25 protein-coding genes are annotated in these 24980 nt (G+C 73.3%); 10 read left to right on the top strand and 15 right to left on the bottom strand.

Annotated features, from left to right (window positions below; genetic code table 11):
• Positions 1-109 precede the first annotated feature (109 nt).
• The 7 genes from OG753_RS30325 to OG753_RS30295 all read left to right on the top strand — a co-directional run bounded on the left by OG753_RS30325 (position 110) and on the right by OG753_RS30295 (position 5561).
• Positions 110-961, top strand: coding sequence for a glutamate ABC transporter substrate-binding protein (locus OG753_RS30325; protein WP_327264778.1), 852 nt, complete (start codon positions 110-112; stop codon positions 959-961).
• An 83-nt stretch (positions 962-1044) separates the two neighbouring features.
• Positions 1045-1719 (top strand): amino acid ABC transporter permease, encoded by a 675-nt coding sequence (locus OG753_RS30320; protein ID WP_327264777.1) that lies wholly within the window; start codon positions 1045-1047, stop codon positions 1717-1719.
• A complete protein-coding gene (locus tag OG753_RS30315) occupies positions 1716-2609 on the top strand; it encodes an amino acid ABC transporter permease (RefSeq protein ID WP_405790882.1) in 894 nt (297 codons plus the stop codon). Before OG753_RS30320 ends, OG753_RS30315 begins: the two co-directional genes overlap by 4 nt.
• A gap of 188 nt (positions 2610-2797) precedes the next feature.
• Positions 2798-4405 carry an FAD-dependent monooxygenase gene (locus OG753_RS30310; protein WP_405790880.1) on the top strand — a complete coding sequence of 536 codons (1608 nt, stop codon included), beginning with the start codon at positions 2798-2800 and terminating at the stop codon, positions 4403-4405.
• 32 nt (positions 4406-4437) lie between these two features.
• Complete coding sequence (locus OG753_RS30305) at positions 4438-4524, top strand: putative leader peptide (RefSeq protein ID WP_311318651.1); 87 nt, start codon at positions 4438-4440, stop codon at positions 4522-4524.
• Positions 4525-4602: 78 nt separating this feature from the next.
• On the top strand, positions 4603-5154 hold the full coding sequence (locus OG753_RS30300; protein WP_405790878.1) for a cysteine dioxygenase: 552 nt from the start codon (positions 4603-4605) through the stop codon (positions 5152-5154).
• A complete protein-coding gene (locus tag OG753_RS30295) occupies positions 5151-5561 on the top strand; it encodes a rhodanese-like domain-containing protein (RefSeq protein ID WP_405790877.1) in 411 nt (136 codons plus the stop codon). Before OG753_RS30300 ends, OG753_RS30295 begins: the two co-directional genes overlap by 4 nt.
• Positions 5562-5756: 195 nt before the next feature.
• Here OG753_RS30295 and OG753_RS30290 read toward each other — a convergent pair whose 3' ends face one another.
• From OG753_RS30290 to OG753_RS30250, 9 genes are all read right to left on the bottom strand, one after another.
• The gene (locus OG753_RS30290) at positions 5757-8306 is read right to left on the bottom strand and encodes an FtsX-like permease family protein (protein WP_327264772.1); all 2550 of its coding nucleotides are present in this window, start codon (positions 8304-8306) and stop codon (positions 5757-5759) included.
• A 90-nt stretch (positions 8307-8396) separates the two neighbouring features.
• A complete protein-coding gene (recX, locus tag OG753_RS30285) occupies positions 8397-8963 on the bottom strand; it encodes a recombination regulator RecX (protein ID WP_327264771.1) in 567 nt (188 codons plus the stop codon).
• Positions 8964-8966: 3 nt separating this feature from the next.
• The gene (recA, locus tag OG753_RS30280) at positions 8967-10076 is read right to left on the bottom strand and encodes a recombinase RecA (RefSeq protein WP_327264770.1); all 1110 of its coding nucleotides are present in this window, start codon (positions 10074-10076) and stop codon (positions 8967-8969) included.
• A gap of 215 nt (positions 10077-10291) precedes the next feature.
• Positions 10292-10774, bottom strand: a complete 483-nt coding sequence (locus tag OG753_RS30275) for a hypothetical protein (protein ID WP_405792864.1) — start codon at positions 10772-10774, stop codon at positions 10292-10294.
• Between the two features lie 82 nt (positions 10775-10856).
• Positions 10857-11732: an SMI1/KNR4 family protein gene (locus tag OG753_RS30270; RefSeq protein WP_327264769.1), complete on the bottom strand. Its 876-nt coding sequence runs from the start codon at positions 11730-11732 to the stop codon at positions 10857-10859.
• Entirely contained in the window at positions 11729-12058 is a 330-nt protein-coding gene (locus OG753_RS30265; RefSeq protein WP_405790874.1) for a deoxyxylulose-5-phosphate synthase, read from the bottom strand. Before OG753_RS30265 ends, OG753_RS30270 begins: the two co-directional genes overlap by 4 nt.
• Positions 12059-12099: 41 nt before the next feature.
• Positions 12100-12297, bottom strand: coding sequence for a hypothetical protein (locus OG753_RS30260; RefSeq protein ID WP_405790873.1), 198 nt, complete (start codon positions 12295-12297; stop codon positions 12100-12102).
• Positions 12294-12755, bottom strand: coding sequence for a hypothetical protein (locus OG753_RS30255; RefSeq protein ID WP_327264766.1), 462 nt, complete (start codon positions 12753-12755; stop codon positions 12294-12296). The genes OG753_RS30260 and OG753_RS30255 overlap by 4 nt, the downstream gene beginning before the upstream one ends.
• A 157-nt stretch (positions 12756-12912) precedes the next feature.
• Complete coding sequence (locus tag OG753_RS30250; protein WP_327264765.1) at positions 12913-13536, bottom strand: class I SAM-dependent methyltransferase; 624 nt, start codon at positions 13534-13536, stop codon at positions 12913-12915.
• Positions 13537-13665: 129 nt separating this feature from the next.
• Between OG753_RS30250 and OG753_RS30245 the strand changes: the two genes are divergently transcribed.
• Positions 13666-14421, top strand: coding sequence for a Clp protease N-terminal domain-containing protein (locus tag OG753_RS30245; protein WP_327264764.1), 756 nt, complete (start codon positions 13666-13668; stop codon positions 14419-14421).
• On the opposite strand, the gene OG753_RS30240 is transcribed toward OG753_RS30245, so the two are convergent.
• Complete coding sequence (locus tag OG753_RS30240) at positions 14375-15463, bottom strand: AI-2E family transporter (RefSeq protein ID WP_327264763.1); 1089 nt, start codon at positions 15461-15463, stop codon at positions 14375-14377. The genes OG753_RS30245 and OG753_RS30240 overlap by 47 nt on opposite strands.
• A gap of 262 nt (positions 15464-15725) precedes the next feature.
• On the bottom strand, positions 15726-15920 hold the full coding sequence (locus tag OG753_RS30235; RefSeq protein ID WP_030154244.1) for a DUF3046 domain-containing protein: 195 nt from the start codon (positions 15918-15920) through the stop codon (positions 15726-15728).
• Positions 15921-16001: 81 nt separating this feature from the next.
• Here OG753_RS30235 and OG753_RS30230 point away from each other — a divergent pair, with 81 nt between their 5' ends.
• Positions 16002-17045: a hypothetical protein gene (locus OG753_RS30230; RefSeq protein ID WP_405790870.1), complete on the top strand. Its 1044-nt coding sequence runs from the start codon at positions 16002-16004 to the stop codon at positions 17043-17045.
• Here OG753_RS30230 and OG753_RS30225 read toward each other — a convergent pair.
• The 4 genes from OG753_RS30225 to OG753_RS30210 all read right to left on the bottom strand — a co-directional run bounded on the left by OG753_RS30225 (position 17014) and on the right by OG753_RS30210 (position 20292).
• Positions 17014-17322, bottom strand: a complete 309-nt coding sequence (locus OG753_RS30225; protein WP_327264761.1) for an AzlD domain-containing protein — start codon at positions 17320-17322, stop codon at positions 17014-17016. The genes OG753_RS30230 and OG753_RS30225 overlap by 32 nt on opposite strands.
• Positions 17319-18014, bottom strand: a complete 696-nt coding sequence (locus OG753_RS30220; RefSeq protein ID WP_327266958.1) for an AzlC family ABC transporter permease — start codon at positions 18012-18014, stop codon at positions 17319-17321. Before OG753_RS30220 ends, OG753_RS30225 begins: the two co-directional genes overlap by 4 nt.
• Positions 18015-18114: 100 nt before the next feature.
• The gene (locus tag OG753_RS30215; protein WP_405792862.1) at positions 18115-18540 is read right to left on the bottom strand and encodes a DUF2716 domain-containing protein; all 426 of its coding nucleotides are present in this window, start codon (positions 18538-18540) and stop codon (positions 18115-18117) included.
• Positions 18541-19446: 906 nt separating this feature from the next.
• Positions 19447-20292: an AraC family transcriptional regulator gene (locus tag OG753_RS30210; RefSeq protein ID WP_327264759.1), complete on the bottom strand. Its 846-nt coding sequence runs from the start codon at positions 20290-20292 to the stop codon at positions 19447-19449.
• A gap of 80 nt (positions 20293-20372) precedes the next feature.
• Between OG753_RS30210 and OG753_RS30205 the strand changes: the two genes are divergently transcribed.
• On the top strand, positions 20373-24962 hold the full coding sequence (locus OG753_RS30205; RefSeq protein ID WP_405790867.1) for an ATP-dependent helicase: 4590 nt from the start codon (positions 20373-20375) through the stop codon (positions 24960-24962).
• Positions 24963-24980: the final 18 nt, after the last annotated feature.

The following is a 24980-nucleotide window of genomic DNA, read 5'->3' as shown; positions in this document are numbered from 1 at the left end:
TCTGGTAGTCATCCGTATGCGGATCACCGCCGGATCGTTCCTGTCGGCCGTGCGTGCGCCGTAAGCGTCGCTCGTCGTTCAACAACGTCTCATCCGAGGGAAGTTCATCATGAAGATCTCCAAGGCCGCTGCGGCCGCGGCCGTCGCCGTCGCCCTTTCCCTGACCGCGACCGCCTGTGGCGGCAGCAAGCAGGACGCCGCCAGTGACGGCGGTGCGTCCGGTGGCGCGAAGGACAAGATCGTCGTCGGCATCAAGTACGACCAGCCCGGTCTGGGCCTGAAGACCCCGGACGGCAAGTACACCGGCTTCGACGTCGACGTCGCGACCTACGTCGCCAAGGAGCTCGGCTACGAGCCGAACCAGATCGAGTTCAAGCAGGCCGTCAGCGCCGAGCGCGAGAACCTGATCGCGAACGGCGACGTGAAGTTCGTCGTCGCGACGTACTCGATCAACGACAAGCGCAAGGAGAAGGTCGACTTCGCCGGCCCGTACTTCCTCGCGCACCAGGACCTGCTGGTCCGTGCCGACGACACGAGCATCACCAAGGCCGAGGACCTGAACAAGAAGAAGCTCTGCTCGGTCACCGGCTCGACGTCGGCGCAGAACGTCAAGACCAAGCTGGCCCCCGAGGCCGACCTGCTGGAGCAGGGTGGCTACTCCGAGTGCCTGACCGGCCTGGAGAACAAGGCCGTGGACGCGCTGACCACGGACAACTCGATCCTGGCGGGCTACGCGGCCCAGGAGAAGAACAAGGGCAAGTTCAAGCTGGTCGGGCTGAGCCTGAGCAACGAGAACTACGGCATCGGTCTGAAGAAGGGCGACAAGGAGCTCCAGACCAAGATCAACGCCGCGCTCAAGAAGATGGTCGAGGACGGCAGCTGGCAGAAGGCCGTGGACAAGAACCTCGGTCCGGCCAACTTCAAGAGCGAGCCTGCCCCGCAGATCACCGAAGGCAGCTGATTCATCGGTGAGGAGCATCGCCGCCCGCCTGCCGCGGGCGGCGGCGCACCTCACCGGCCATCCTGGGGAGAGCGCAGGGCATCGTGTTCGATTTTCTTGATTCCGGGCAGTACGACGTGCTCGGAGCCTTCTGGGTGACGGTTCAGCTCACCCTCTACTCGGCGGCCGGATCCCTGATCTGGGGCACCGCCCTGGCGGGGATGCGGGTCAGCCCCGTCCCGCTGCTGCGGGGCTTCGGTACCGCGTACGTCAACCTGGTGCGCAACACCCCGCTGACCTTGCTGGTCATCGGCTGCTCACTGGGTCTCAGCCAGACCCTCAAAATCAACCTGGGCGGCGACAGCTTCAAGGAGATCGGCTTCCGGCTCGCGGTCCTCGGACTGATCGCCTACACCGGCACCTTCGTCTGCGAGGCCCTGCGCTCCGGTATCAACACCGTGCCCGTCGGCCAGGCCGAGGCGGCCCGCGCACTGGGGCTGAGCTTCTTCCAGGTGCTCACCCTGATCGTGCTCCCCCAGGCCTTCCGGGCGGTCATCGCACCGCTCGCCAACGTACTGATCGCGCTCACCAAGAACACCACGGTGGCGGCGACCATCGGCGTGGCCGAGGCGGCCCTGCTGATGAAGGAAATGCTCGAGAACGAGGCGCAGGCGGTCTTCGCGGTCTTCGCGGTCTTCGCCCTCGGTTTCGTCCTGCTGACCCTGCCCACCGGTCTCCTGCTGGGCTGGGTCGCCAAGCGAGTGGCGGTGAAGCGATGACCTCCGTGCTGTACGACGCCCCCGGCCCCAAGGCCAAGGCGCGCAACTGGATCTACAGCGGGATCTTCATCGTCCTGTTCGGGCTCGTCATGTGGTGGGCTCTGTCCCTCATGGCGGAGAACGGTCAGCTCGAGGCCGACAAGTGGACCCCGTTCGTCACCGACAGCCGGGTGTGGACCACGTACCTGATCCCCGGCCTGATCGAGACCCTCAAGGCCGGGGCGCTCTCCATGGTGATCGCCCTTCCGCTGGGCGCGCTGCTGGGCATCGGCCGGCTGTCGGACCACGCCTGGGTGCGGGGTTCGGTCGGCGCGTGGGTCGAGTTCTTCCGTGCCATCCCGGTGCTGATGCTGATGCTGTTCAGCAGTGCGCTGTACGCACCCCAGCTCATGGACGTCCCCTCCGACACCCGGCCCTTCTGGGCCGTGGTCACGGGCCTGGTCCTCTACAACTCGGCCGTCATCGCCGAGATCGTCCGGGCCGGTGTGCTCTCCCTGCCCCGCGGCCAGACCGACGCGGCCAAGGCGATCGGCATGCGCAAGGGGCAGACCATGGTCCACGTGCTGATCCCGCAGGCCGTCACCGCGATGCTGCCGGCCCTGGTCAGCCAGCTCGTGGTGATCCTCAAGGACACCGCGCTCGGTGGCGCCCTGCTGGGCTTCGCGGAGCTGCTCTCCATGAACCGGCAGATCTCGGCCAACTACAGCAACACCATCGCCACGCTCGTCGTGATCGCACTGATCTACATCGTCGTGAACTTCGGCCTCACCACCTTCGCCTCCCAGCTCGAGGGCCGACTGCGGAAGTCGAAGAAGAGCACCGGCGCGGTGCTCGGCACGGACGAGATCGACGACCCGATCCCCGGGGCGAACACCGCGGCCGGAGCCTGATGCCGGAGCCCCTTCGGACGGCCCCCCGGGTCTGACATACGGTCAGTCATAGTGCGTAACCTTTGTGGTGCGGCGGATCTCATCCGCCGCACCACACGGCGTTGTACGGACCGGTGTCACTTGACGCGGGCACCTACAGTGGGTTGCATACGTTCTGTGATCACATACCGGACATCGGGAGCCGCGCCATGGACCCGGTGATCGTCGTCGGCGCGGGGCCCGTCGGGCTGTCCCTCTCGCTCGCCCTGGCGGGCGCGGGCGTGCCCTCCGTCGTGCTCGACGAAGGGCCCGGCAAGGAGGAGGTCCGCCCGGCCCGTACCGTCGTCCTGCACTCCGACACCGCGGCCATGGTGCACCGGCTGGGCTGTTCGACGCTGCGCGACGAGGGGGCGTACTTCGCCGCCTGGCGCACCATGCGCCGGAGCCGGCCCGACCGGCGGATCACCTTCGAGGACCACCCGGCCCCGCTGCACCTGCCGCAGCACGCGCTCACGCGCGGACTGCGCGACGCCGCCGCGGCGCACCCGCTCGTGCGACTGGTCACCGACAGCAGACTGGACACCGTGGAGCAGGACGGCCGGGGCGTCACCGCACACACCCGGGGCGCCGAAACCACCTGGTGGCGCGGGAGTTACCTGGTCGGCTGCGACGGCGCCCGCTCCACCGTGCGCAAACTGCTCGGCATCCGCTTCCCGGGCCGCACCGCCGTGGAACGGCACGCCGTGGCCGCTCTGCGCACCGAACTGCCCTGGCCCGGCGAGGCCTTGCTGCACCGCAACCCGCCGCAGGAGGTCACCTCCCGGCCGCTGCCCGACGGGGTGTGGCGGCTGGACTGGCTGCTCCCGGCCCGCGGGGAGCTGGTGACCCCCGACGCGCTGGTGACCCTGATCCGCGACACCCTCGCCGTGTGGTGCGGCGGCACGACACCCCCGTACGACCTCATCGACACCGGGGTCCACACCCTGCACCACCGCCTCGCCCGGCGCTGGCGCGACGGCCGCGCCTTCCTCGCCGGTGACGCCGCGCACCTGCTGGGCGCGCTCGGCACCCAGGGGGTCGAGGAAGGGCTCCGGGACGCCGAGAACCTCGCGTGGAAGCTCTCCCTGGCCTGGCACCAAGGGGCCTCCGAGGCCCTGCTCGACAGCTACGAGGACGAGCGGCGCACCGCGGTCGCCTCCCGGCTGCGCGCGGCAGATCAGGCGATGCCGACGCTGCGGGCGGGCGGCGGTCTGCGCACCTACCTGCCCGGCGCCGCGCGTTCCGCCGAGTCCCTGCTCACCGACGGCCATCTGGGACGGGGACCGCTGGGCGCGGAGCCCACGTACGCCCCGCCGGTCGCGGTGCGCGAGGTGCCGACGGCCACGGAGCCGGGCGGTCCGGTGGCGAACGTCCCGGTGACCGCGCCCGACGGGTCCACCGTCCCGCTGCGGGACCTGCTGGGGCAGGGACGGCTGCTGGTGGTGCTGGTCGCTCCGGGTACCGGGGTCTGGGACCGGCGCCACTGGCTCGGCGCCGGGCTGATGCCCCGACTCGCGGCGGCCGTGAGCGCGCTGCCGGTCCGTACCGATCTGCTCGTCGCCGACAGCTACCCGGGGGCCCCGGCGCACACCGTGCTGCTCGTCCGGCCGGACGGGCACCTGGCGGCGACCTTCGCGGGGGTCCGCCCGGCCGAGCTGTACGAGGCGGCGGACACGGTCCGGGCGGGCGCGCCCGCGTCCCGGGTGCCGACGCCGTCCACGACGACACCGACCGCGGCGCCCTCTTCGGCGCCGGCACCGACCGTGGTGATCGATTGACCGTCTCCGGGACTCCGTGGTTCACTCGCGGAATGACCGGCAACGACGTACGCCTGTGGCGGAGGGTCCATATGGACCTGCTCCGCTACGCGGGCTGCGTGTGTCGCCCTTCCTGCTGATTCGCCCTTCCCCTCGCGCGCCCCGTGCCGTCCACCGGCCTGCGCGCACCTCCGCGAACCCAGGAACGGTCTCCTCCCATGTCTGCATCCGTATCCGTATCCGCGCCCGCGCACGCCCCTGAGCACGTGCCCGCCGGGGGCCCCACGGCCGCCGAACTCCTCGACTTCGCACTGCGCACCGCCGCCGACCCCGCGATCGTGGCCTCGCTGCCGCTCGACCCCGAGGGCCGCACCTGGATCCGGCTGGACGGGCCGGGCGGCAGCGAGGCCTGGCTGATCGGCTGGCCGCCGGGCACCGGTACCGGCTGGCACGACCACGCCGAATCCCGGGGCGCGTTCGCCACCGCCCGGGGCCGGCTCACCGAACACTCGCTGACCGTGCGCCTGCCGTCGGAGGGCTGGAAGTCCCTGGAGCTGGCACCGGACGTCGACCGCCGCCGCTCGCTGACCGCGGGCTCGGGCCGGGCCTTCCGCGAACACCATGTGCACGAGGTCCTCAACGAGTCCCCGGACGAGCACGCCGTCTCCGTGCACGCCTACTACCCGCCGCTCCCGCTGATCCGCCGCTACAGCCGCAGCGGCCCGGTCCTCAGCCTGGAGCACGTCGAGCGTCCGGCGGACTGGCAGTGAGCGCGCCGGTCGGCATCGACGAGCTGCTGGAACGGATCCGTGCGCGCTACACCCGCGTGGACGCGCAGGAGGCGTACGCCGCCTCGCTCGCCGGGGCGCTCCTGGTGGACATCCGCTACCAGGCCCTGCGCGAACGGGACGGGCTGATCCCGGGCGCGCTGGTGGTCGAGCGCAACGAGCTGGAGTGGCGCCTGGACCCGCAGGGCAGCCACCGCCTTCCGGAGGCCACGAGTCACGGCCTCCAGGTGGTGGTGATCTGCAACGAGGGCTACGCCTCCAGCCTCGCCGCGGCCTCCCTCCACGCCCTGGGCCTGGCCCGCGCCACGGACCTGACGGGCGGTTTCCAGGCGTGGAGGTCGGCGGGCCTCCCCGTCACCCCCACCGGTTCCGGCCCTCTCGGCGTTTAGGCACCCCCTCAGCCCCGCCGGCGTTTGAGGCGCTCTTCCAGCCCCGCCGGCGTTTGAGTCGCTCATCCAGCCCCGCCGGCGTTTGAGGCGCGGGGGTCCGGGGGCAGCGCCCCCGGCAACGGCGCCGCACGTGCGACGGCTCCGGGACCGCACCGCTCAGGCGGTACGGTCCCGGGGCCGGATCCCCGTACGGGGCTATCCCTTCGCCGTGGCGACAGCCACCGGCGCCACCCGCAACGCCACCCGCCCCGGGAGGGAAGTACCCGCCAGGGCCAGCACCCCGGCCACCCCCACCACCACCGCGTACGCGACCGGCAGCACCGCGGGCGCGGCCGCCCCCGTCATGCCCACGCTGAACGCGGTCAGTACCGCCAGCGCGATCCCCGAGCCCAGCGCCGTCCCGATCAGGACCACCGCCAGCGCCTCCGTACGCAGCATCCGCAGCACCTGCCGACGCTTCGCCCCGGCCAGCCGCAGCATCGCGAACTCCCGGAACCGCTCGGCGGTCGACATCGCGAGGGTGTTCACCACCGCGATCGCGGTGAAGGCCAGTACGAGCCCCATCGCCAGCAGGTTGACCTCCGCTCCTGCCTCCTGCCGCTGAGCCCGCGCCGCGTCGGCGTCCGCCGCCGTCAGCACCCGTACGCCCGGGAATGCCGCCAGCGCCGTGGCCAGTTGCTCCCGGCTCGTGCCCGAGCCCGGCTCCGCCGCCACCAGCACACTGCTCGCCAGCGGGTTGTCCATGTGCGCGGCCACCAGTGGGTGCGGCAGCGTCAGGTCCCCGAAGCCCAGCCCCCGCGCGTACACGGCCGAGACCGTCAGCGTGACCGGGGTGCCGTCCCCCAGCGTCAGCCTCAGCGGGCTCCCGGGCTTCAGCCCCAGCTGATCGGCGGCCAGTTCGCTCACCGCCGCACTCCCCTCGCCGAAGCCGTCCAGGCTGCCTCCGGTGACCCCGGGGTCCCAGGTCCGGGCCAGTCCGGCCGGGGTCACGCCCTGCGCGGCGTACTTCGTCAGGCCCACCCGTACCGAGGTGTGCACGATCTCGGTGGCCGCCGCGACCCCCGGGGTACGCCGGACCCGCTCGGCAGCCTCCGGTGTGACGCCGGGACCCTGGGCGGCCAGCACCCACGGGGCCCGGATCCCGTCGCGGGCCTGGGCCCGGGCGGCGTCCCCGAGCGTCGGGGTGATGAAGAGCACGGTGCAGGTCATGCCGATCAGCAGCGCGATCGGGGTGACGGCGGAGGCCATCCGCGTGGCGTTCCCGCGCAGGTTGGCGGTGGCCAGGTGGCCGCCCGGGCCCGCCAGGCGGAGCGGGCCGGCGAGCAGCGCGGTGGCGCCCCTGACGAGCAGCGGGCCGAGCAGCGAGACCGCCCCGGCCAGTACCACCACGGCGAGGAAGGTGACCGGGGTGGAGGCCGGCTCGGTGCGCAGCGAGCCGAGCACGACGACCAGCACCGCCCCGCCGGCCAGCATCAGCACGCCGAGCACGCTGCGGATCCAGCGGGGCCGGGCCCGCTCGACGGCGGCTTCGGCGAGGGCCTCGGCCGGACGGATCCGGGCGATCCGCCGCCCGGTGATCCGCGCGGCGGCCCAGGCTCCGAACAGGCCGGTGGCGACTGCGGCGAACATCGGGAAGATGCCGGCGGTGCGCTCCAGGGTGACGGGGACGACCCCGCTGTCGACGAACCGGCCGTGCAGCCGGGCGGCGAGCGGCAGCCCGGCGAGCGCCCCGCAGACCCCGGCGGCCAGGCCGACGAGCAGCGCCTCCCGGCCGATCATGCGGCGCAGTTGACGGGGGGTGGCGGCGATGGCCCGCAGCAGGGCGAGTTCGCGGTGGCGCTGCTGGATGCCGAGCGCGAAGGTGCCGACGACGACCAGGACCGCGACGAGCAGGGAGGTGCCGCCCATGGCTCCGCCCATGGAGACCAGCTTGATGCGGGCGTCGGCTGCGCCGGGGAACTCGACGGGGCCGCGCTCGTCGCCCGTGGCGACCTGTGCGGTGGTGCCCTTCAGTGCCTGCTCGACCCTGGTGGCGAGTTCGGCGGCGCCGACGCCGGGTGCGGGCAGCACTCCGATGGCGCTGACCCGGCCGTCGCGGGAGGCGAGCCTGTGGGCCTCGTCGTCGCTGAAGAAGAGAGCGCTCTGGTGGGCGAGGTCGCCGCGGGTCGTCGTCGCGATGCCGCTGACCCGGTACGTCCTGGGTTCGCCGGTGGACTGCACGGTGAGTCCGGATCCGGGTGCCAGGCCGGCGCGGGCGGCCAGCGCACGGTCGACGACGACCTCGTCACCGCTGCGGGGGGCGCGGCCCTCGGCGAGGGTGAAGGGCGTCAGTGCGGCGGAGGTCCAGGCGTGCCCGTACGAGGGCTTGGGTGCACCGGGTGCCTTGACCAGCGGGACGGCCTGGAAGGTGAGCTCGGGGACGGCCTGCCCGACGCCGGGCACGGCCCGGACGGTGTCCACGGTGGCGGCCGGCAGCCAGGCCCGCTCGGCGACGGGCTTGGCCTTGTGCTTGGTCTTGGTTTTGCCCTTCTTCTCCTTGACCGTCGTCTCGTGGACGTTCCGGTCGGCGGAGACGAGGACCGGCGTGGCCGCGTAGCGCTCGGTGCCGATCCTTCCGCGGAGTCCCGTTTCCAGGAGGGTCCCGCAGGCGGTGACGAGGGCGGCCGCGCACAGCAGCGCGACGAAGGCGCCGAGGAAACCGGCCTTGCGGTCCCTGACGGTCTGAAGGGCGTAACGCAGCATCATGCGGGCAACTCTGCCGCCGTGCCGGGCGCCTGGCATTGGCGTGTCCCGGCGTCCGGTCCCGGGGGCTACCCCCACCCCGGGCCCACCGGCTCACTCCCCCGCAAACCCCAGGTCGTCGGCGTCCTCGCCCTCCGTCTCCAGCGCGCGGCGCACCACTCGCAGGGCCATGCCCTCCGGGTATCCCTTGCGCGCCAGCATCCCGGCGAGGCGACGGATCCGCTTGTCCCGCTCCAGGCCCCGGGTGGAGCGGAGCTTGCGCTCCACGAGCTCCCGGGCGGTCTGCTCCTCCTGGTCGGAGTCCAGCAGCTCCAGGGCCTCTTCCACGAGGGTGGCGTGCACCCCCTTGGTACGGAGCTCCTGGGCCAGTGCCCGACGGGCCAGGCCCCGGCCGCGGTGGCGGGACTCGACCCAGGCTCCGGCGAAGGCCGCGTCGTCGATCAGGCCCACTTCCTCGTACCGGGAGAGGACCTGCTGCGACACCTCCTCGGGGATGCCCCGCTTGTGCAGGGCGTCCGCGAGCTGGCGCCGGGTGCGCGGGCTCCCGGTGAGCAGGCGCAGACAGATCGCCCGCGCCTGCTCCTCGGGGCTCTGGGGCGGCAGCTCCGGACGGCCCTCACGGCCACCCCGGCGCTCGCCGCCCCCTTCCTGCTCGCGCACGGGTCAGCTCTTGGCCACGGCGGCCTTGGCCGTCGTCTTGGCCTTCGATGCCGGGGCGGGCACGGCGGTGGCCGCGGCGTCGGCCGTGTCGGCACCGGCCTCGGCGGCGGCGTCCTTGCGGACACCCACGCCCAGCTTCTCCTTGATCTTCCGCTCGATCTCGTTGGCGAGGTCGGGGTTGTCCTTCAGGAAGTTACGGGCGTTCTCCTTGCCCTGGCCGAGCTGGTCGCCCTCGTAGGTGTACCAGGCACCGGCCTTGCGCACGAAGCCGTGCTCCACGCCCATGTCGATCAGGCCGCCCTCGCGGCTGATGCCCTGGCCGTAGAGGATGTCGAACTCGGCCTGCTTGAACGGCGGCGCGACCTTGTTCTTGACGACCTTGACGCGGGTGCGGTTACCGACCGCGTCCGTGCCGTCCTTGAGGGTCTCGATGCGACGGATGTCGAGGCGCACGGAGGCGTAGAACTTCAGCGCGCGACCACCGGTGGTGGTCTCCGGCGAGCCGAACATCACACCGATCTTCTCGCGGAGCTGGTTGATGAAGATCGCGGTGGTCTTGGACTGGTTGAGCGCACCGGTGATCTTCCGGAGGGCCTGGCTCATCAGTCGGGCCTGGAGACCCACGTGCGAGTCGCCCATCTCACCCTCGATCTCCGCGCGCGGCACGAGCGCCGCCACGGAGTCGATGACGATCAGGTCGAGGGCACCGGAGCGGACCAGCATGTCCACGATCTCCAGCGCCTGCTCGCCGGTGTCCGGCTGCGACAGGATGAGGTTGTCGGTGTCGACGCCGAGGGCCTTGGCGTACTCGGGGTCGAGCGCGTGCTCGGCGTCCACGAAGGCGACGGTGCCGCCGGCCTTCTGTGCGTTGGCCACGGCGTGCAGGGTCAGGGTCGTCTTACCGGAGGACTCCGGGCCGTACACCTCGATCACACGGCCGCGGGGCAGCCCGCCGACGCCGAGGGCGATGTCCAGCGCGGTCGACCCGGTGGGGATGACCTCGATGGGGTCGTTCGGCTTGTCGCCGAGGCGCATGACCGCACCCTTGCCGAATTGCCGTTCAATCTGTGCGAGCGCGGCGTCGAGAGCCTTCTCGCGGTCGGTGCCTGCCATGGGTTCCACCCGGTTTGCTTGAGTCGATCGCTTCACGTCACTGACGCTAATGCCTGCCACTGACAATGCGCCTCCACGAGCGTTTCGGCTGTGGATAACTCATCAGAATGGATGTTCGATTTCCCTGTCAAGCGCGCCACGCCCACCCCTCCCCCACCTGCACCGACGCGCCCGGGTCGCGGTCGTGGTGGGCGGCCTGCCGCCCACCACGGACATCAGGCCGTGTGCCGGTGCAGCGCGATGAGGTGGTGACGGTCACGGTGCGGGGCGGGCTCGTCACGTCCCGGAAGGGCGAAGACGGCGCAGACCTCGGCGGGCAGGGTGAGGATGCTCGATTGCCCGTCGAAGGTGAGGTCGCCGTTGACCGCGTGCCGGCAGCCCGCGCGGTCCAGGGCGGCGATCAGCTCCTCGCGCAGGACGGTGGCATCGAGGGTCTCGGAACCGGGTAGGACGAGCGGCGGGAGCCCGGCGGCCGAACCCGGCCGGAGGCTGATCCAGATGCCGCTCACGGCCCGCCGGGTGACCACCAGTCGCAGCCCGCCCCACGTGTAGAAGTAGCCGTCGACATCGGGCCCCTTCATGAGATGGGCCGGATGCGGGCGGCCCGGGCCGAGGAGGTCTTCGGCCTCGGCCAGGGACATCCCGCAGGTGAGCGGCCCGATGCGGCCGGTGCGGGAGAAGTCGACGAGTACGTCCATCAAGGTCACGACGGGACTGTGGCACCCTCCCGGCCGGGCCCGCACCCCGATATCGGCGCCGGCGCCCGGCCCCCGTCGACGGTCACTCCTCGTCGTCCTCGTCCGTGGGCGTGTCCCAGGCCGGCAAGGTGGTGCCCGCCGCGGTCGTCAGCTCGAGCAGCCGGCACTGCATGAGCTCCACGGCGGCCATGAGCCGCACCCGGGCCCGCTCCGCGTCCTCGGGCGGGAAACCTATCCGGATCTGGTGAGGGCGCGACGCGTCGTACGTGAGCAGCCAGTCGGTGTCGACGGTCGCGAAGTGGTCCTGCGCCATCTCGTCGTGCTTCGACCTCCATGCGCCCCGGTCCGTGGTCGGGGCCAGGGCCGCGCGCAGCGCCCTCAGACGCTCGTCGTGGGGCAGGGGCCCCTCGGACAGGCGCAGGCACCGGTCGATGCGGGGCCGGAACGCGTTGAACCAGGGCGCCAGGTCCGGCTGCATGGCGCCGAGCAGGCGGGAGCGGAGGCGTCCGGCGGCCCAGCCCTCGATGAAGGCTGCCGCGCCCGTGCGGTGCGTCTCGTACCACCCCTCGCTGCTCCACACCACGACGGGCCATTCCTCGGGCGCCTCCCCACCGGTGAGCCAGCACAGCCGGTCGGCGTCCATGGTGGTGCCCCAGACCAGCAGCCCGCCCGGCTCCGGGTGCAGCGGGTAGGGGTAGCGCTCAACGTCCCGTTCCGCCGGTTGCGTCAGATGGTGGGCGCGCTGCCACTCGATGCCGTTGTGCCGGCTCGTGCCGAACGGCGTGTGGAGGTACAGGAGATCGCAGAACTCCCCCCACCCGTACGTGGCGACCGTCCACTTGTAGTCGTCGGGAAGCCGCACCCCGAGCGCGGCCTCGGCGGCGGTCCAGTCCCCGCGGGCGTCGACGGGTGCGGCCGGCGGCGGAACGAGCCGCGCCAGGGAGCCGGGCCCGGTCACGGCAGCTCCCGCAGTACGAGCGCCTCCGCGAAGGGCTTGCCGGTCCGCTTCGCGTACGTCATCCGCTCACGCGCCTCGTGCAGGGTGCGCGGGCGGTAACCCGGCCCGCCGCAGCAGCTCTTGTGGAAGCGCACGCCCGCGTTCAGCAGCACGGACAGCGTGCGCCACGCCGCGTCGTCGCGCCGCCGGGGCGCGGCGAAGGCCGACCCGGCATGGACGAGGGTGCGCGCACAGCGCGGGCAGACCCGTTCCCGGTCCCTGTCGTAGGGCTGCTTGTACGCGGCCCGGCAGGGCAGGCAGATGTACGAGGTCTTCGCGTGGGGCATGCGAGCAGCCTAAGCAACGCCCCGCGCCGGGATCGACACGATTACGGGAGGCCGGGGGCACCCTCGAGGGCGGCCCGGGCGATCGGGGGACGGCCTCGGAGGGCGAGGAACTCGTCGGCGAGGTCCGTGACGGGCAGCGGATCCTGGTCGCGGTGCACGTGGACGGCGGCTGCCGACAGGCTGCGCGGGACGGCTCCGGCACCGGCGGCGACGCCGAACGCGTCCCCGGTCCGGGTCACTTGGCCGACGCCAGGCGTGCCCTGAGCAACGAGACCGTGCTCACCAGCTTGGGGAGGCCTTCCGTCTGCACCGCCATGATGCCCCGGGAGACCTGGGACTCGTCGTTCTTCGCGGCTCCGTCGGCGCACTCGCCCGCCCCCCGCCTGAATCCGCCGAGGGCCTCCTTCCAGTACCGCTGGACCCCTTCGTCGGGGATCGGGTCGAGCTTCTCGGCCTTGGCGGTCTGGGCCAGCAGGTCCTGGCAGGCGGGCCCTTGGACGTCGATCGTGCGCATGCTCACCTCGTTGACCCGGCCGGCGTCCTCGGTCAGCTTCCTCATCTGCGCCTCGCCGCCGGAGCCGTACCAGTCCTCCAGCTGCTCGGCCGGAGTCCGGGAACAGCCGCTGAGCAGCACGGTGGCGGCGACGACGCATACGGGAACGGAGACGGTGACGGGGACACGCACACGGAATCGCATGGAACCTGGAACCCCCCTGGATCGGTGCGACCGATGCTGTCAGGGGCCGTCCGGGCCCGTGCCCCTCGTGATGCTTTTGTGACGGGCCGTCGGGGCGTCGGGCCGTCAGCCGTCTGGCCGCCAGTCGTCGGGGCGCCAGTCGTCGGGGCGCCGGCCGTCAGAGGGAGACCGCCGTCCCGAGGGATTCGGCGCACAGGACCTTCGGACCGCCCTCCTCGTAGAAGACATCGAGAGCGGTGATCGTGAACCCCACGGCCCTCAGCAGGTCCGGGGCCGACCGCGTGAGGTGACAGCCGCCCAGGATCCGCATGTTGAGGGGTTCGAGCCTGCGCTGCCAGCGGCGCACCCGCCAGTCCCCTTCCGGAGCGAGCCCGTGCTCGACGAAGTGCAGGGTTCCGCCCGGCCTCAGCACGCGCCGCAACTCGCGCAGGGCGGCCCCGGCGTCCGGGATGGTGCACAGCGTCCACGTGGACAGCGCGGAATCGAAGCAGCCGTCCTCGAAGGGCAGCGACTGGCCGTCCAGGCCGGCCCGCCGCACCGGGACGCGGGCGTCCCGTACACGCTTCGCCGCCAGTCGCCACGCGACGTCGGAGGGCTCGACGGCCGCCACGCCCCTGATGCCCGGCGGATAGAAGGGGACGTTGTGGCCCGCCCCGAAGCCGATCTCGACGACCTCGCCGCTCAGCTCCTCGCAGACCCGGCGCCGCAGCGGCCGGCCCACCTTCGCACCGCAGGCGACGTTGAGGATCCGCGGCACTGCCTGGTCGGCGTAGAACCCCATGACGGCCTCCGCTGCTCGCCCCCGCTGCTCCCGCTCAGCATGGCACCGGCGCACCGTCCCCACGAACACCCCACGCTGGTGACAACCCAGGGTTGACACTCCTCGAAGTGTCAACCTACGGTTTCACCTATGACGAACCCTTCAGTGGAACCCGTTCGCATGACCAATCCGGTACGCCTCGACGACCTGATCGAGGCCATCAAGAAGGTCCACACCGACTCCCTGGAGCAGCTCAGCGACGCCGTCGTCGCCGCCGAGCACCTCGGCGACGTGGCCGACCACCTCATCGGTCACTTCGTCGACCAGGCCCGCCGCTCCGGGGCCTCCTGGACCGACATCGGCCGGAGCATGGGCGTCACCCGCCAGGCCGCCCAGAAGCGCTTCGTCCCCAAGGCCGACAAGGAGGGCGACGGCGCTCTGGACCCCAGCGCGGGCTTCGGCCGGTTCACCCCGCGCGCCCGCAACGTCGTCATGACCGCACAGAACGAGGCCCGCGCCGCCGGCGGCGCCGAGATCCGCACCGAGCACCTGGTCCTGGGCCTCCTCGCCGAGTCCGAGGGCCTCTCGGGGTACGCCCTGCGCACCCACGGGGTCGCTGCGGACGACGTACGCGCCGCCGTGACGGCCCTGCTGCCGCCGCCCCTGGCGGAGGTCCCCGACCTGATCCCCTTCGACGCGTCCGCGAAGAAGGCCCTGGAGCTCACCTTCCGCGAGGCCCTGCGCCTGGGCCACGACTTCGTCGGTACGGAGCACATCCTGCTCGCGCTCCTGGAGCTGGAGAACGGTGAGGGCCCGCTGCACGGCCTCGGCCTGGACAAGGCCGGCGTCGAGGCGACCGTCAGCGAAGCCCTGGCAGTCGTACGCGTCGTCGCGGACGAGCAGTAGAGGAATCCGCGTCCTGCGTCAGCTCGTACCGCTTGACGTACGCGCCGAGGAAGGACTGCAGGGTGGCGATGGCCGGAATCGCGATGAGCGCCCCGACCGCGCCGAGCAGGGCGGTGCCCGCGACGACCGATCCGAAGGCCACCGCCGGGTGGATGTCCACGGTCTTCGAGGTCAGCTTGGGCTGGAGGACGTAGTTCTCGAACTGCTGGTAGATCACCACGAAGCCCAGTACGTACAGCGCGTACCAGGGGTTGACGGTGAAGGCGAGCAGCATCGGCAGCGCGCCCGCCAGATAGGTGCCGATGGTGGGGATGAACTGGGAGACCAGCCCCACCCACACCGCGAGCGCGGGCGCGTACGGCACGCCGAGCACCGCCAGCACGATGTAGTGCGCGACCCCGGAGATCAGCGCCATCAGCCCGCGCGAGTAGAGGTAGCCGCCCGTCTTGGCGACGGCGATCTCCCAGGCGCGCAGTACCTCGGCCTGCTTGGCGGGCGGCAGTACGGAGCACAGGGCGCGCCGCAGCCGCGGTCCGTCGGCGGCGAAGTAGAAGGAGAACAGCCCGATCGTCAGCAGTTTGAAGAGTCCGCCGAGCACGGTGGCGGACACGTCGAGCACGCCGGTCGCACTGTTCTGCACGTACTTGCGCAGCCAGTCGGAGCGCAGCAGGCTCTCCTGGATCTCCAGCCGCGACAGGTCGGTGCGGAAGGTGTCGTTGATCGAGTGGATCACCCGGTCGAGGTAGCCGGGGAAGCCTTCCACCATGGCGACGATCTGCCCGGCGAGTATGGAGCCGAGCAGGGCGAGGAAGCCGGCGACCGCGACGAAGACCGCGAGGAACACCAGGAAGGTGGCGAGCCCCCGGCGCACGCCGCGGGCCGCCATCCTCGCCACTGCGGGTTCGATAGCGAGCGCGAGGAAGAACGCGATCAGGATGTTGACCAGCAGGCCGATCAGCTGGTGGAAGGCCCAGCTGCCGAGCTGGAAACAGGCGACGAGGGCCAGTACGAGGATCACTGCGCGCGGCAGCCAGCGCGGCATGCGCGCATCGTCCTCGGCGGGGGCCGCACCGGGCCGCCGCGGACCGGGGAGCAGCGGCGGTTCCGCCGGTCCCGAATCCTCCGCCCGCAACGGCTGCGTCGCGGGCCGTCCCGGTCGCCCCGGCTGTCCCGGCGGTGTCACTCCCTGTGCGTCCGCGGGCTGATCGTTCGTCTCTTCGCTGGCTGCCACGGCGCCCAGTCTGTCCCACGGCCGCCCCGTACCGCGAAGCCGCCGGACGGCAGCGCTCCGGACCGGCCCTCCGTCAGCGCAGCGACGCCGGCACGTCCATCGCCGAACACACCGCGCGCCAGACGTCCTTGGCCTCCCAGCCCGCGTCCAGCGCCTGGTGGACGGTGCGCCCGCCCAGCTCCGTCATGACGTGGTCCCGCGCGAAGGAGTCGGCGTAGCCCGCACCGAAGTGCTCCGCCATCCGTTCCCAGAAAATCGTCAACCGCATGCCCCCAGTATCCCGCCCCGGGAGAGTGCACCGCCCGCGTTCGGCCCTCCTGGCCGCACCGCGGCGTCCTACGTTGCAGCCATGCCCGGAGACGAAGCTTCCCCGCAGACCCCGCAGACATCACAAACATCACAGCCGTCGCGGACACCGCAGACACCGCAGGCCGCCCGGCCACCGCAGGACCCACTGGCCCGCGCCGAGAGGTTCATCTGGCTCACGGCCCGCGTGCTGGAGCAGCGACGGTTCGCGTTCCACTTCCTCGGCGGGGCCGCCGACCCGGTGGACACGGCCCTCGGTTCGTACCTCAACCCGGACGGGGGCTACGGTCACGCACTCGATCCGGATCTCCGCGGTCCGCTCAGCCAGCCCCTGCACACCGCCCACGCGCTGCGCGTGCTGGACAGCCTCGGCCGCTGTTCCGGACAGCGCATCGAGCGGCTCTGCCGCCACCTGACCGGGGTCTCCACCACGGACGGCGCGCTTCCGGTGGTCTTCCCGGGGCCCCGCGACTATCCCGCCGCCCCCTATCACCCGATGCACGACGACCCGCCGGGCGAGCTGCTGACCACGGGCCCGGTCGTCGGCGCGCTGCACCGCAACCGGGTCTGGCACGCCTGGCTCTTCCGGGCCACGGACTTCTGCTGGGACCGGGTCGAGAACCTGCGCCACACGCATCCGTACGAGGTCCAGAGCGCGGTGGCCTTCCTCGACGGCATCCCCGACCGGGCGCGCGCGGCGGCGGCCGCGGACCGGCTGGGCCGGCTGGTGCGCGAGCAGCGACTCGTCGTGCTCGATCCGGTGCGGCGGGCGGAGTACCCGGAGGCCCCCGGCTACGCCCCGGGCGAGCGGCTCCACCCGCACGACTTCGCGCGGCGGCCGGAGTCGCTGGCCCGCGGCTGGTTCACCGACGCGGAGCTGCGCCGCTCGCTGGACTTCCTGTCCTCCGAGCAGCAGCCGGACGGCGGCTGGCCGGTGCGCCGGCGGGCCTGGGCGCCGGGCAGCTCGCTGGAGCGGCGGCCGATCGCCACCCTGGAGGCCCTGCTCACCCTGCGGGCCTACGGGCGCCTGCCGGACGGGCGCTCGCCGGACGGGGTCAGCCCCCCAGGGCCCGTACCCCCGCGGTGACGACGACGGCGGCGGCGACCACGACGAGGAACGGGGCGCGCAGCAGCAGGGCCAGCCCGGCGGCCGCGAGTCCGGCGGCGCGGGCGTCGACGACGAGGGCGGACCCGGTGCTGAAGGTCTGCTGGGCGGTGAGCGCGGCGAGCAGGGCGACCGGCAGCAGGGCGGCCAGGCGGCGTACGAGCGGCCGCTCCAGGGCCCCGGCGGGAACGAGCAGCCCGGCGAGCTTGACGGCGTAGCAGCCGAGGACGGTCAGTCCGATGGCGATCCAGACGTTCACGGGCGGCGTCCCTTCATCCACAGCACGACGGGGGCGGCCAGAGCGGCGATCAGCACGGGCACTCCGGCGGGCAGCACGGGCAGGAAGCCGAGCCCGAGGACGAGCGCGAGGGCGGCGACGGCCCGCTCGGTGGAGGTCTTCAGCATCGGCGCCAGCAGGGCCAGGAACACGGCGGGCCCGGCGGCGTCCAGCCCCCACGCGTTGGTGTCCCCGATGGCCTCGGCGCCGAGGGCGCCGAGCAGGGTGGTGAGGTTCCACAGCGCGTAGAGGGTGAGCCCGGTGACGGTGAAGCCGAGGCGGGCCGACTTGCGGTCGGGCTGGGCCAGGGCGACGGCGGTGGTCTCGTCGATCACCCAGTGCGCGGCGAGCGGCCGCACGGCGCGGGGCAGCTTGAGCAGCTGCGACAGCCGCAGCCCGTAGAAGGCGTTGCGGGTGCCGAGGAAGAAGGCCCCGGCGGCGGCGGTGAACGGGTTCCCGCCCGCCGCCAGCGCCCCGACCAGGGCGAACTGCGAGGCGCCGGTGAAGACGAGCAGGCTCAGCACGCAGGCCTGCAGGGTGCTGACGCCGGCCCCGGCGGCGGTCACCCCGAATGCGAACCCGGACAGCCCGACGGCCACCCCGACCCCGAGCGCGTCGCGCACGACAGCGGCGCGCGGCCGTCCCCCGGCGACCCCCTCGGGGGTCTCCTGCATCACTGCTTGATGTTCTCCCACGCCCCGAAACTACGCAGGTCGGGGCGGCCCGGTCTTGTACGTTCTTGCGCGCACGTCGCGGCCTCTCCCCAGCGGGTCCTCATCCGGTGCGCCGCAGCGGCTCGCCGAGCAGCGCGGTCAGCCCTCCCCCGACGGCGGCCAGCAGATCGGCCCCGAAGACGGTGAGGGTCTCCTCCCAGGGGTGACCGAAGGTGCCGAAGCGCAGGTCGTGGTCGAGGAAGAGGTGGTAGTCGCCGTTCGGGTACGCCTCGCCCGGCCAGTCCGGCTCGCCGGGCCCGCCCACCCGGTGGGGGTCGAAGTCGTAGCAGGTGTGGTTCCAGTCGAGCCAGGCCAGCCGCTCGCCGGGGCGGGTGACCGCCTGCAGCGCCGGGCGCACGATCCGTTCCAGCTCGTCGGCGAGCGCGCGGTCGAGCCGCCACGTGGCACCGGCGGCCGGGCCCTCGAACGCGCAGAACCGCTCGATTCTGGGCTGGAAGCCGTACTCGCGTTCCACCCGGTCCCACAGCCGGTCCTCGCACCGCGGGTCGAGCAGGGCGACCGGCCGGGACCGTGGGCGGGGCCCAGTGATGGGTGCGTACGGTGGTCAGCTCGGCGAAACCGGCCGCGAGCAGGGCCGTCCGGAGCTCTCCCGCCGCCTCGGCGACGCAATAGGGCACGGGCCGATGCAGGCTGCGGTGGTAGTGCTCCGGCGGCGTCACCAGCTCGCGCCAGGCCCTGGGGAACTCCGCGTGCGGGCCCGTCACACCGCCGATCACGAGGAAGTCGGTGCCCCGGGGCACCTCCGCCCAGCCCGCGGCGATGACACGGCCGTCCTCGAGGAGCACCGCCGCGTCCCGCTCCTTCCACACCGGCCCGCCGTCGGCCTCGAAGTCGGCGAGCGGCTCGGCGTGCGGTTCGGCGTGCGGACCGGGGGCCTCGGCCAGGGCCCGGGCCGCCTCCCACCAGGGGGAACCCGAGCCGCTGCTGATCAGGCTGTGCACCCCGGCCCGGGGCGCCCGGCCCCGCTCCAGGGCTGTGAGGGGTTCCAGCCGGGCGAACTCGGCCACCAGCAGCGAGCGTTCCGGACCGGCCGTGAACCCGGCGGCCGTCAGTTCGGCGGCCAGGGCGCCCGGATCGTGACCGTGGACCTTCCACCGCACGGGCTCACCGCGCGCGGCGAAGGCGTCCGTCCCGCGCCCCACCAGCTCCGCGATCCCGGCGCGCGGGATGTCCGTCAGCGGCCCGTGGCCGACGGTCCCGTGCGTGCCGCAGTGGGTCCGCACGAGGGGACCGTCCAGCTCCACCACGGCTCCGGTCGGCGGCCACCGGGGCCCCCGCCCCCGCACCTGTGCCGTGTACGCCCCCAGCACCCGGGCCCGCTCCAGCCGGTCCATCCGTACGCCCTCCCTGGCCAAGATCCTCGACGGAGACCCTAACCGGCCGCCCGCTCCCGCCGGTACGCGCCCGGCGGCACGCCCACGATGCGTGTGAAGTGCCGGTTCAGGTGCGGCTGGTCGGTGAAGCCGACGGTGACGGCCGCCTCCGCCGGCGCCGTGCCGGCGTCGAGGAGCCGGCGCGCCCGGCGGACCCGGGCGTCGGTCAGCCAGGTGTGCGGCGGCATCCCGTACCGCTCGCGGAAGGCCCGCAGCAGGGCGAAGGGGCTCGTTCCCAGCTCCGCCGCGAGCTGCTCCAGCGACGGCGGGTCTGCCATCCTCTCCTGCAGTACGGCCCGCGCCGCCGCCGCGTCGGCGCCGCCCGCGCCCTGCACCGTACGGGCGGGCAGCGGGCCGGCGTGCCGGGTCAGCATCCGGGCCACCACGCTCCGCAGCAGCGTGTCGGCGGCCAGCGCGTTGCCCGCCTCGGCGGCCCGGTGGACCTCGGTGATCGCCCGGGCGCCCGGGGCGTCGGCGACCATGTCGGCCGTGAAGCCGGGGGTGCCGCGCAGGGTGCCGATCTCGTCGGCGACCTCCGCGATCAGCTCACTGGAGGGGTAGAGGGTGGCGTACGCCCAGCCCTCGGGCACCCCGGCGCGCGCGGTGTGCGGGACTTCGGGGTTGATCAGGACCACGCTGCCCGGCCCGGCGCGCACCACGTGCCCTGGGAGCCCGATCTCCTCGATGCCGCCGGTGACGGCCGCGATGACGTACCCGTCGTGCGCGTGGCGCGGGAAGGTGTGGCGTACGTAGTGGGCGCGCAGCAGGTCGAGGCCGGGCAGTTCCGCGTACTGCCAGTGCCGTGCCCACTCCCGGCGGCCCGCGGCGCCCTCGTCCGTGCCCATCCCCCCATTCTGCGCCCCGCCCGCTGCGCGCGTTTCCCCAGGTCCGGCCCGTTGTCAGTGGCCGGGTGCACGATGGGGGCATGGCAGGCGCTGCGCTCGACTCGTTCTCCCCCGCGACCCGCTCGTGGTTCACGGGGGCCTTCGTCACGCCCACCACCGCCCAGGAGGGTGCCTGGCGCGCGATCGGGGAGGGCTCGGACGTGCTGGTGGTGGCCCCCACCGGCTCCGGCAAGACCCTGGCCGCGTTCCTCGCCGCCCTCGACCGGCTCGCCTCGGTCCCGCCGCCCGCCGAGCCGAAGAAGCGCTGCCGCGTGCTGTACGTATCGCCCCTGAAGGCCCTGGCCGTCGATGTGGAGCGCAATCTCCGCAGCCCGCTGACGGGCATCCGCCAGGAGTCGGTGCGCCTCGGCCTGCCCGAGCCGGACATCCGGGTGGGGATCCGCTCCGGCGACACCCCGCCCGCCGAGCGCCGGGCGCTGGCCACGCGCCCGCCGGACATCCTCATCACCACGCCCGAGTCGCTGTTCCTGATGCTGACCTCGGCGGCCCGGGACTCCCTCGCCGGGATCGAGACGGTGATCCTGGACGAGGTGCACGCGGTCGCGGGGACCAAGCGCGGGGCCCATCTCGCGCTCTCCCTGGAGCGGCTGGACGAGCTGCTGCCGCGCCCGGCGCGCAGGATCGGGCTGTCGGCGACGGTCCGGCCGGTGGACGAGGTGGCCCGGTACCTCGCACCGCGCGGCAAGGTGGAGATCGTCCAGCCGCCGTCGACCAAGGAGTTCGACCTGTCGGTGGTCGTCCCGGTGCAGGACATGGGCGAGTTGGGGGGCTCTCCCGCGACCGAGGGCAGGGAGGGCGGGGACAAGCCGTCGATCTGGCCGCATGTGGAGGAGCGGATCGCCGATCTGGTGCAGGCGCACCGCTCGACGATCGTGTTCGCCAACTCCCGCCGGCTCGCGGAGCGGCTGTGCAACCGGCTCAATGAGATCGCGTACGAGCGCGCCATGGGCGAGAAGCTGCCGGAGGGAGCGCCCCCGGCCGAGGTCATGGCCCAGTCGGGGGCAGCCCTGGGAGCCCCGCCGCTGCTGGCCCGCGCGCACCACGGCTCGGTGTCCAAGGAGCAGCGGGCCCTGGTGGAGGAGGATCTGAAGGCGGGCCGACTGCCCGCCGTGGTCGCCACCTCCAGCCTGGAGCTGGGCATCGACATGGGCGCGGTGGACCTGGTGGTGCAGGTGGAGTCCCCGCCGTCGGTGGCCTCGGGACTGCAGCGGGTGGGACGTGCCGGGCACCAGGTGGGCGCGGTCTCCACCGGTGTGGTCTTCCCCAAGTACCGCGGCGACCTGGTGCAGGCGGCGGTGGTCACCGAGCGGATGCGCACGGGGGCGATCGAGTCCCTGCGGGTGCCCTCCAATCCGCTCGACGTGCTGGCGCAGCAGCTGGTCGCGATGGTGGCGATGGACACCTGGCAGCTGGACGACCTGCTCGCCCTGGTGCGGCGGGCGGCGCCCTTCGCGGCGCTGCCCGAATCGGCGTTCACGGCGGTGCTGGACATGCTGGCCGGTCGCTATCCGTCGGACGCGTTCGCCGAGCTCAGGCCGCGCGTGGTCTGGGACCGGGTGGCAGGGACGATCACGGGCCGGCCGGGGGCCCAGCGCCTCGCGGTCACCTCGGGCGGCACGATCCCCGACCGCGGTCTCTTCGGAGTCTTCCTCGCGGGCTCCGACCCGAAGAAGGGCGGCGGCCGGGTCGGGGAGCTCGACGAGGAGATGGTCTACGAGTCCCGGGTCGGCGATGTCTTCACGCTGGGCACCACCTCGTGGCGGATCGAGGACATCACCCGCGACCGGGTCCTGGTCACCCCCGCTCCCGGGGTGCCGGGGCGGCTGCCGTTCTGGAAGGGCGACCAGCTCGGCCGCCCGCTCGAACTGGGCCGCGCGGTGGGCGCGTTCCTCCGCGAGCTCGGCGGCCTGGGCGAGGAGGACGCCCGGCTGCGGCTGCTGGCGGCGGGCCTGGACGCCTGGGCCGCCGAGAACGTCCTGGCGTACCTCGCGGAACAGCGCGAGGCCTGCGGGCACGTCCCCGACGACCGGACCATCGTGGTGGAGCGGTTCCGTGACGAGCTGGGCGACTGGCGGGTCGTGGTCCACTCCCCCTTCGGCGCGCAGGTGCACGCGCCGTGGGCGCTGGCGCTGGGCGCCCGCCTCGCCGAGAAGTACGGCATGGACGCGCAGGTGATGCACGCCGACGACGGGATCGTGCTCCGGCTCCCCGACGCGGACCTGCTGTCCATGGACCTCCTGGACCACGATCCTGCCGCTCCGCAGGGGTTCGAGTTCGACGACGAGAAGGCCCCGCTGGGCGCGGCCGACGTGGCCTTCGACCACGGCGACGTCCAGCAGATCGTCACCGACCAGGTCGGCGGCTCCGCACTGTTCGCCTCCCGCTTCCGCGAGTGCGCGGCCCGCGCCCTGCTGCTGCCGCGCCGCAGCCCGGGCCGGCGCACCCCGCTGTGGCAGCAGCGGCAGCGCGCCTCCCAGCTGCTGCAGGTGGCCTCGGAGTTCGGCTCCTTCCCGATCGTGCTGGAGGCCGTGCGCGAATGCCTCCAGGACGTCTTCGACGTGCCCGGACTGACCGAGCTGATGGGTGACATCGAGGCGCGCCGTGTCCGGCTCGTCGAGGTCACCACGCCGGAGCCCTCCCCCTTCGCCCGTTCCCTCCTCTTCGGTTATGTGGCCCAGTTCCTCTACGAGGGCGACTCGCCGCTGGCCGAGCGCAGGGCGGCCGCGCTGTCGCTGGACTCCCGGCTGCTGGCCGAGCTGCTCGGCCAGGCGGAACTGCGCGAACTCCTCGACGCCCAGGTGCTGGAGGAGCTGGAACGGGAGCTCCAGTGGCTCACCGAGGACCGGCGGGCCAAGGATCCCGAGTCGGTGGCCGACCTGCTGCGCCTGCTGGGCCCGCTGACGCCGGGCCAGTTGACCGAGCGCGGGGCCGATCCGGCCTGGGCGCAGGAGCTCACGGCGGCCCGCCGCGCCATCCAGGTCAGGATCGGCGGCACGGACCACTGGGCGGCGATCGAGGACGCGGGCCGGCTGCGGGACGCGCTGGGCACGGCGCTGCCCGTCGGCGTCCCGGAGGCGTTCACCGAACCGGTCAAGGACCCGCTCGGCGACCTGCTCGCCCGGTACGCCCGCACCCACGGGCCCTTCACCACGGCGGCGGTCGCCGCCCGCTTCGGCCTGGGCGCGGCGGTGACCGAGGGCGCCCTGCACCGGCTGGCCGCGGCCGGCCGGGTGGTGCAGGGCGAGTTCCACCCGGCGGGCATCGGGCAGGAGTGGTGCGACGCGACGGTGCTGCGCAGGCTCCGCCGCCGCTCCCTCGCCGCGCTCCGCCAGGAGCTGGAACCGGTCCCGCCCACCTCGCTGGCCACCTTCCTGCCCCAGTGGCAGCACCTGGGCGGGGCCCTGCGCGGCCTCGACGGCCTGGCCCGGGCGGTCGAACAGCTCCAGGGCGCCCCGGTCCCGGCCTCCGCGCTGGAACGGCTGATCCTCCCCTCCCGGGTGAGCGGGTACTCCCCCGGCCTCCTGGACGAGCTGACCACCGCGGGCGAGGTGGTCTGGGCCGGCGCGGGAGCCCTCCCCGGCAAGGACGGCTGGATCTCCCTCTACCTGGCGGAGGCGGCCCCGCTGCTGCTGCCCCCGCCGCACCCGCTGGAGCAGAGCCCCCTCCACCAGGCGGTCCTGGCGTCCCTCGCGGGCGGGTACGGCCTGTTCTTCCGGCAGATCGCGCAGTCGATCCGGGGCGAGTTCCCCGAGGTGTCCGACATCGCGCTCTCCGAGGCGGTGTGGGACCTTGCCTGGTCGGGCCGGCTCACCAACGACACCCTGGGCCCGTTGCGCTCCCTGCTCGGCTCGGGCCGCACGGCGGGCTCGACGGCGCACCGGGCCCGGCGTACGGTCCCCCGCGGCCGGTACGGCACGCTCAGCGCGACCGTGTCCCGTACCGGGCCGCCCACGGTCTCCGGGCGCTGGTCGCTCCTTCCGGGCGCGGCCCCCGACCCGACCCACCGGGCCCACGCCCTGGCCCGCACCCTGCTGGACCGGCACGGGGTGGTGACCCGCGGAGCGGTGGCCGCGGAAGGCGTGGAGGGCGGCTTCAGCGCGGTCTACCGCGTCCTGGCGGCCTTCGAGGACAGCGGCCAGGCCCGCCGGGGCTATGTGGTCGAGGGGCTGGGCGCGGCCCAGTTCGCGATGGACGGCGCGGTGGACCGCCTCCGGGCCGCCGAGCGGACCCCGCCCCCGCTGGCGGCGGTGGTCCTGGCGGCCGCCGACCCGGCGAACGCGTACGGCGCGGCCCTGCCCTGGCCCGAACCCCCGGCCGGGGCCACCCACAAGCCGGGCCGCAAGGCGGGCTCCCTCGTCGTCCTGGTCGACGGGGAACTGACCCTCTACCTGGAGCGCGGCGGCAAGACCCTGCTGGCCTGGCCCCCGCCGGAGGACCCCCGGCTCACGGCGGCCACGGCCGCCCTGGCCGCGGCCTCGCGCGCGGGCACGCTCCCGGCCCTCACGGTGGAGCGCATCAATGCGGCCGCGGCCCTGACCTCTCCGCTGGGACGGACCCTGGAGGCGGCCGGTTTCCACGCGACGCCGAGGGGTTTGCGCTTGCGTTCCTGATGGCTGCAAAACGGCGCC

It is taken from the genome of Streptomyces sp. NBC_00029 (genome assembly GCF_045160505.1).
In the GTDB taxonomy this organism is placed as follows: Bacteria; Actinomycetota; Actinomycetes; order Streptomycetales; family Streptomycetaceae; genus Streptomyces.
This window is presented reverse-complemented; position numbering and strand designations above follow the sequence as displayed.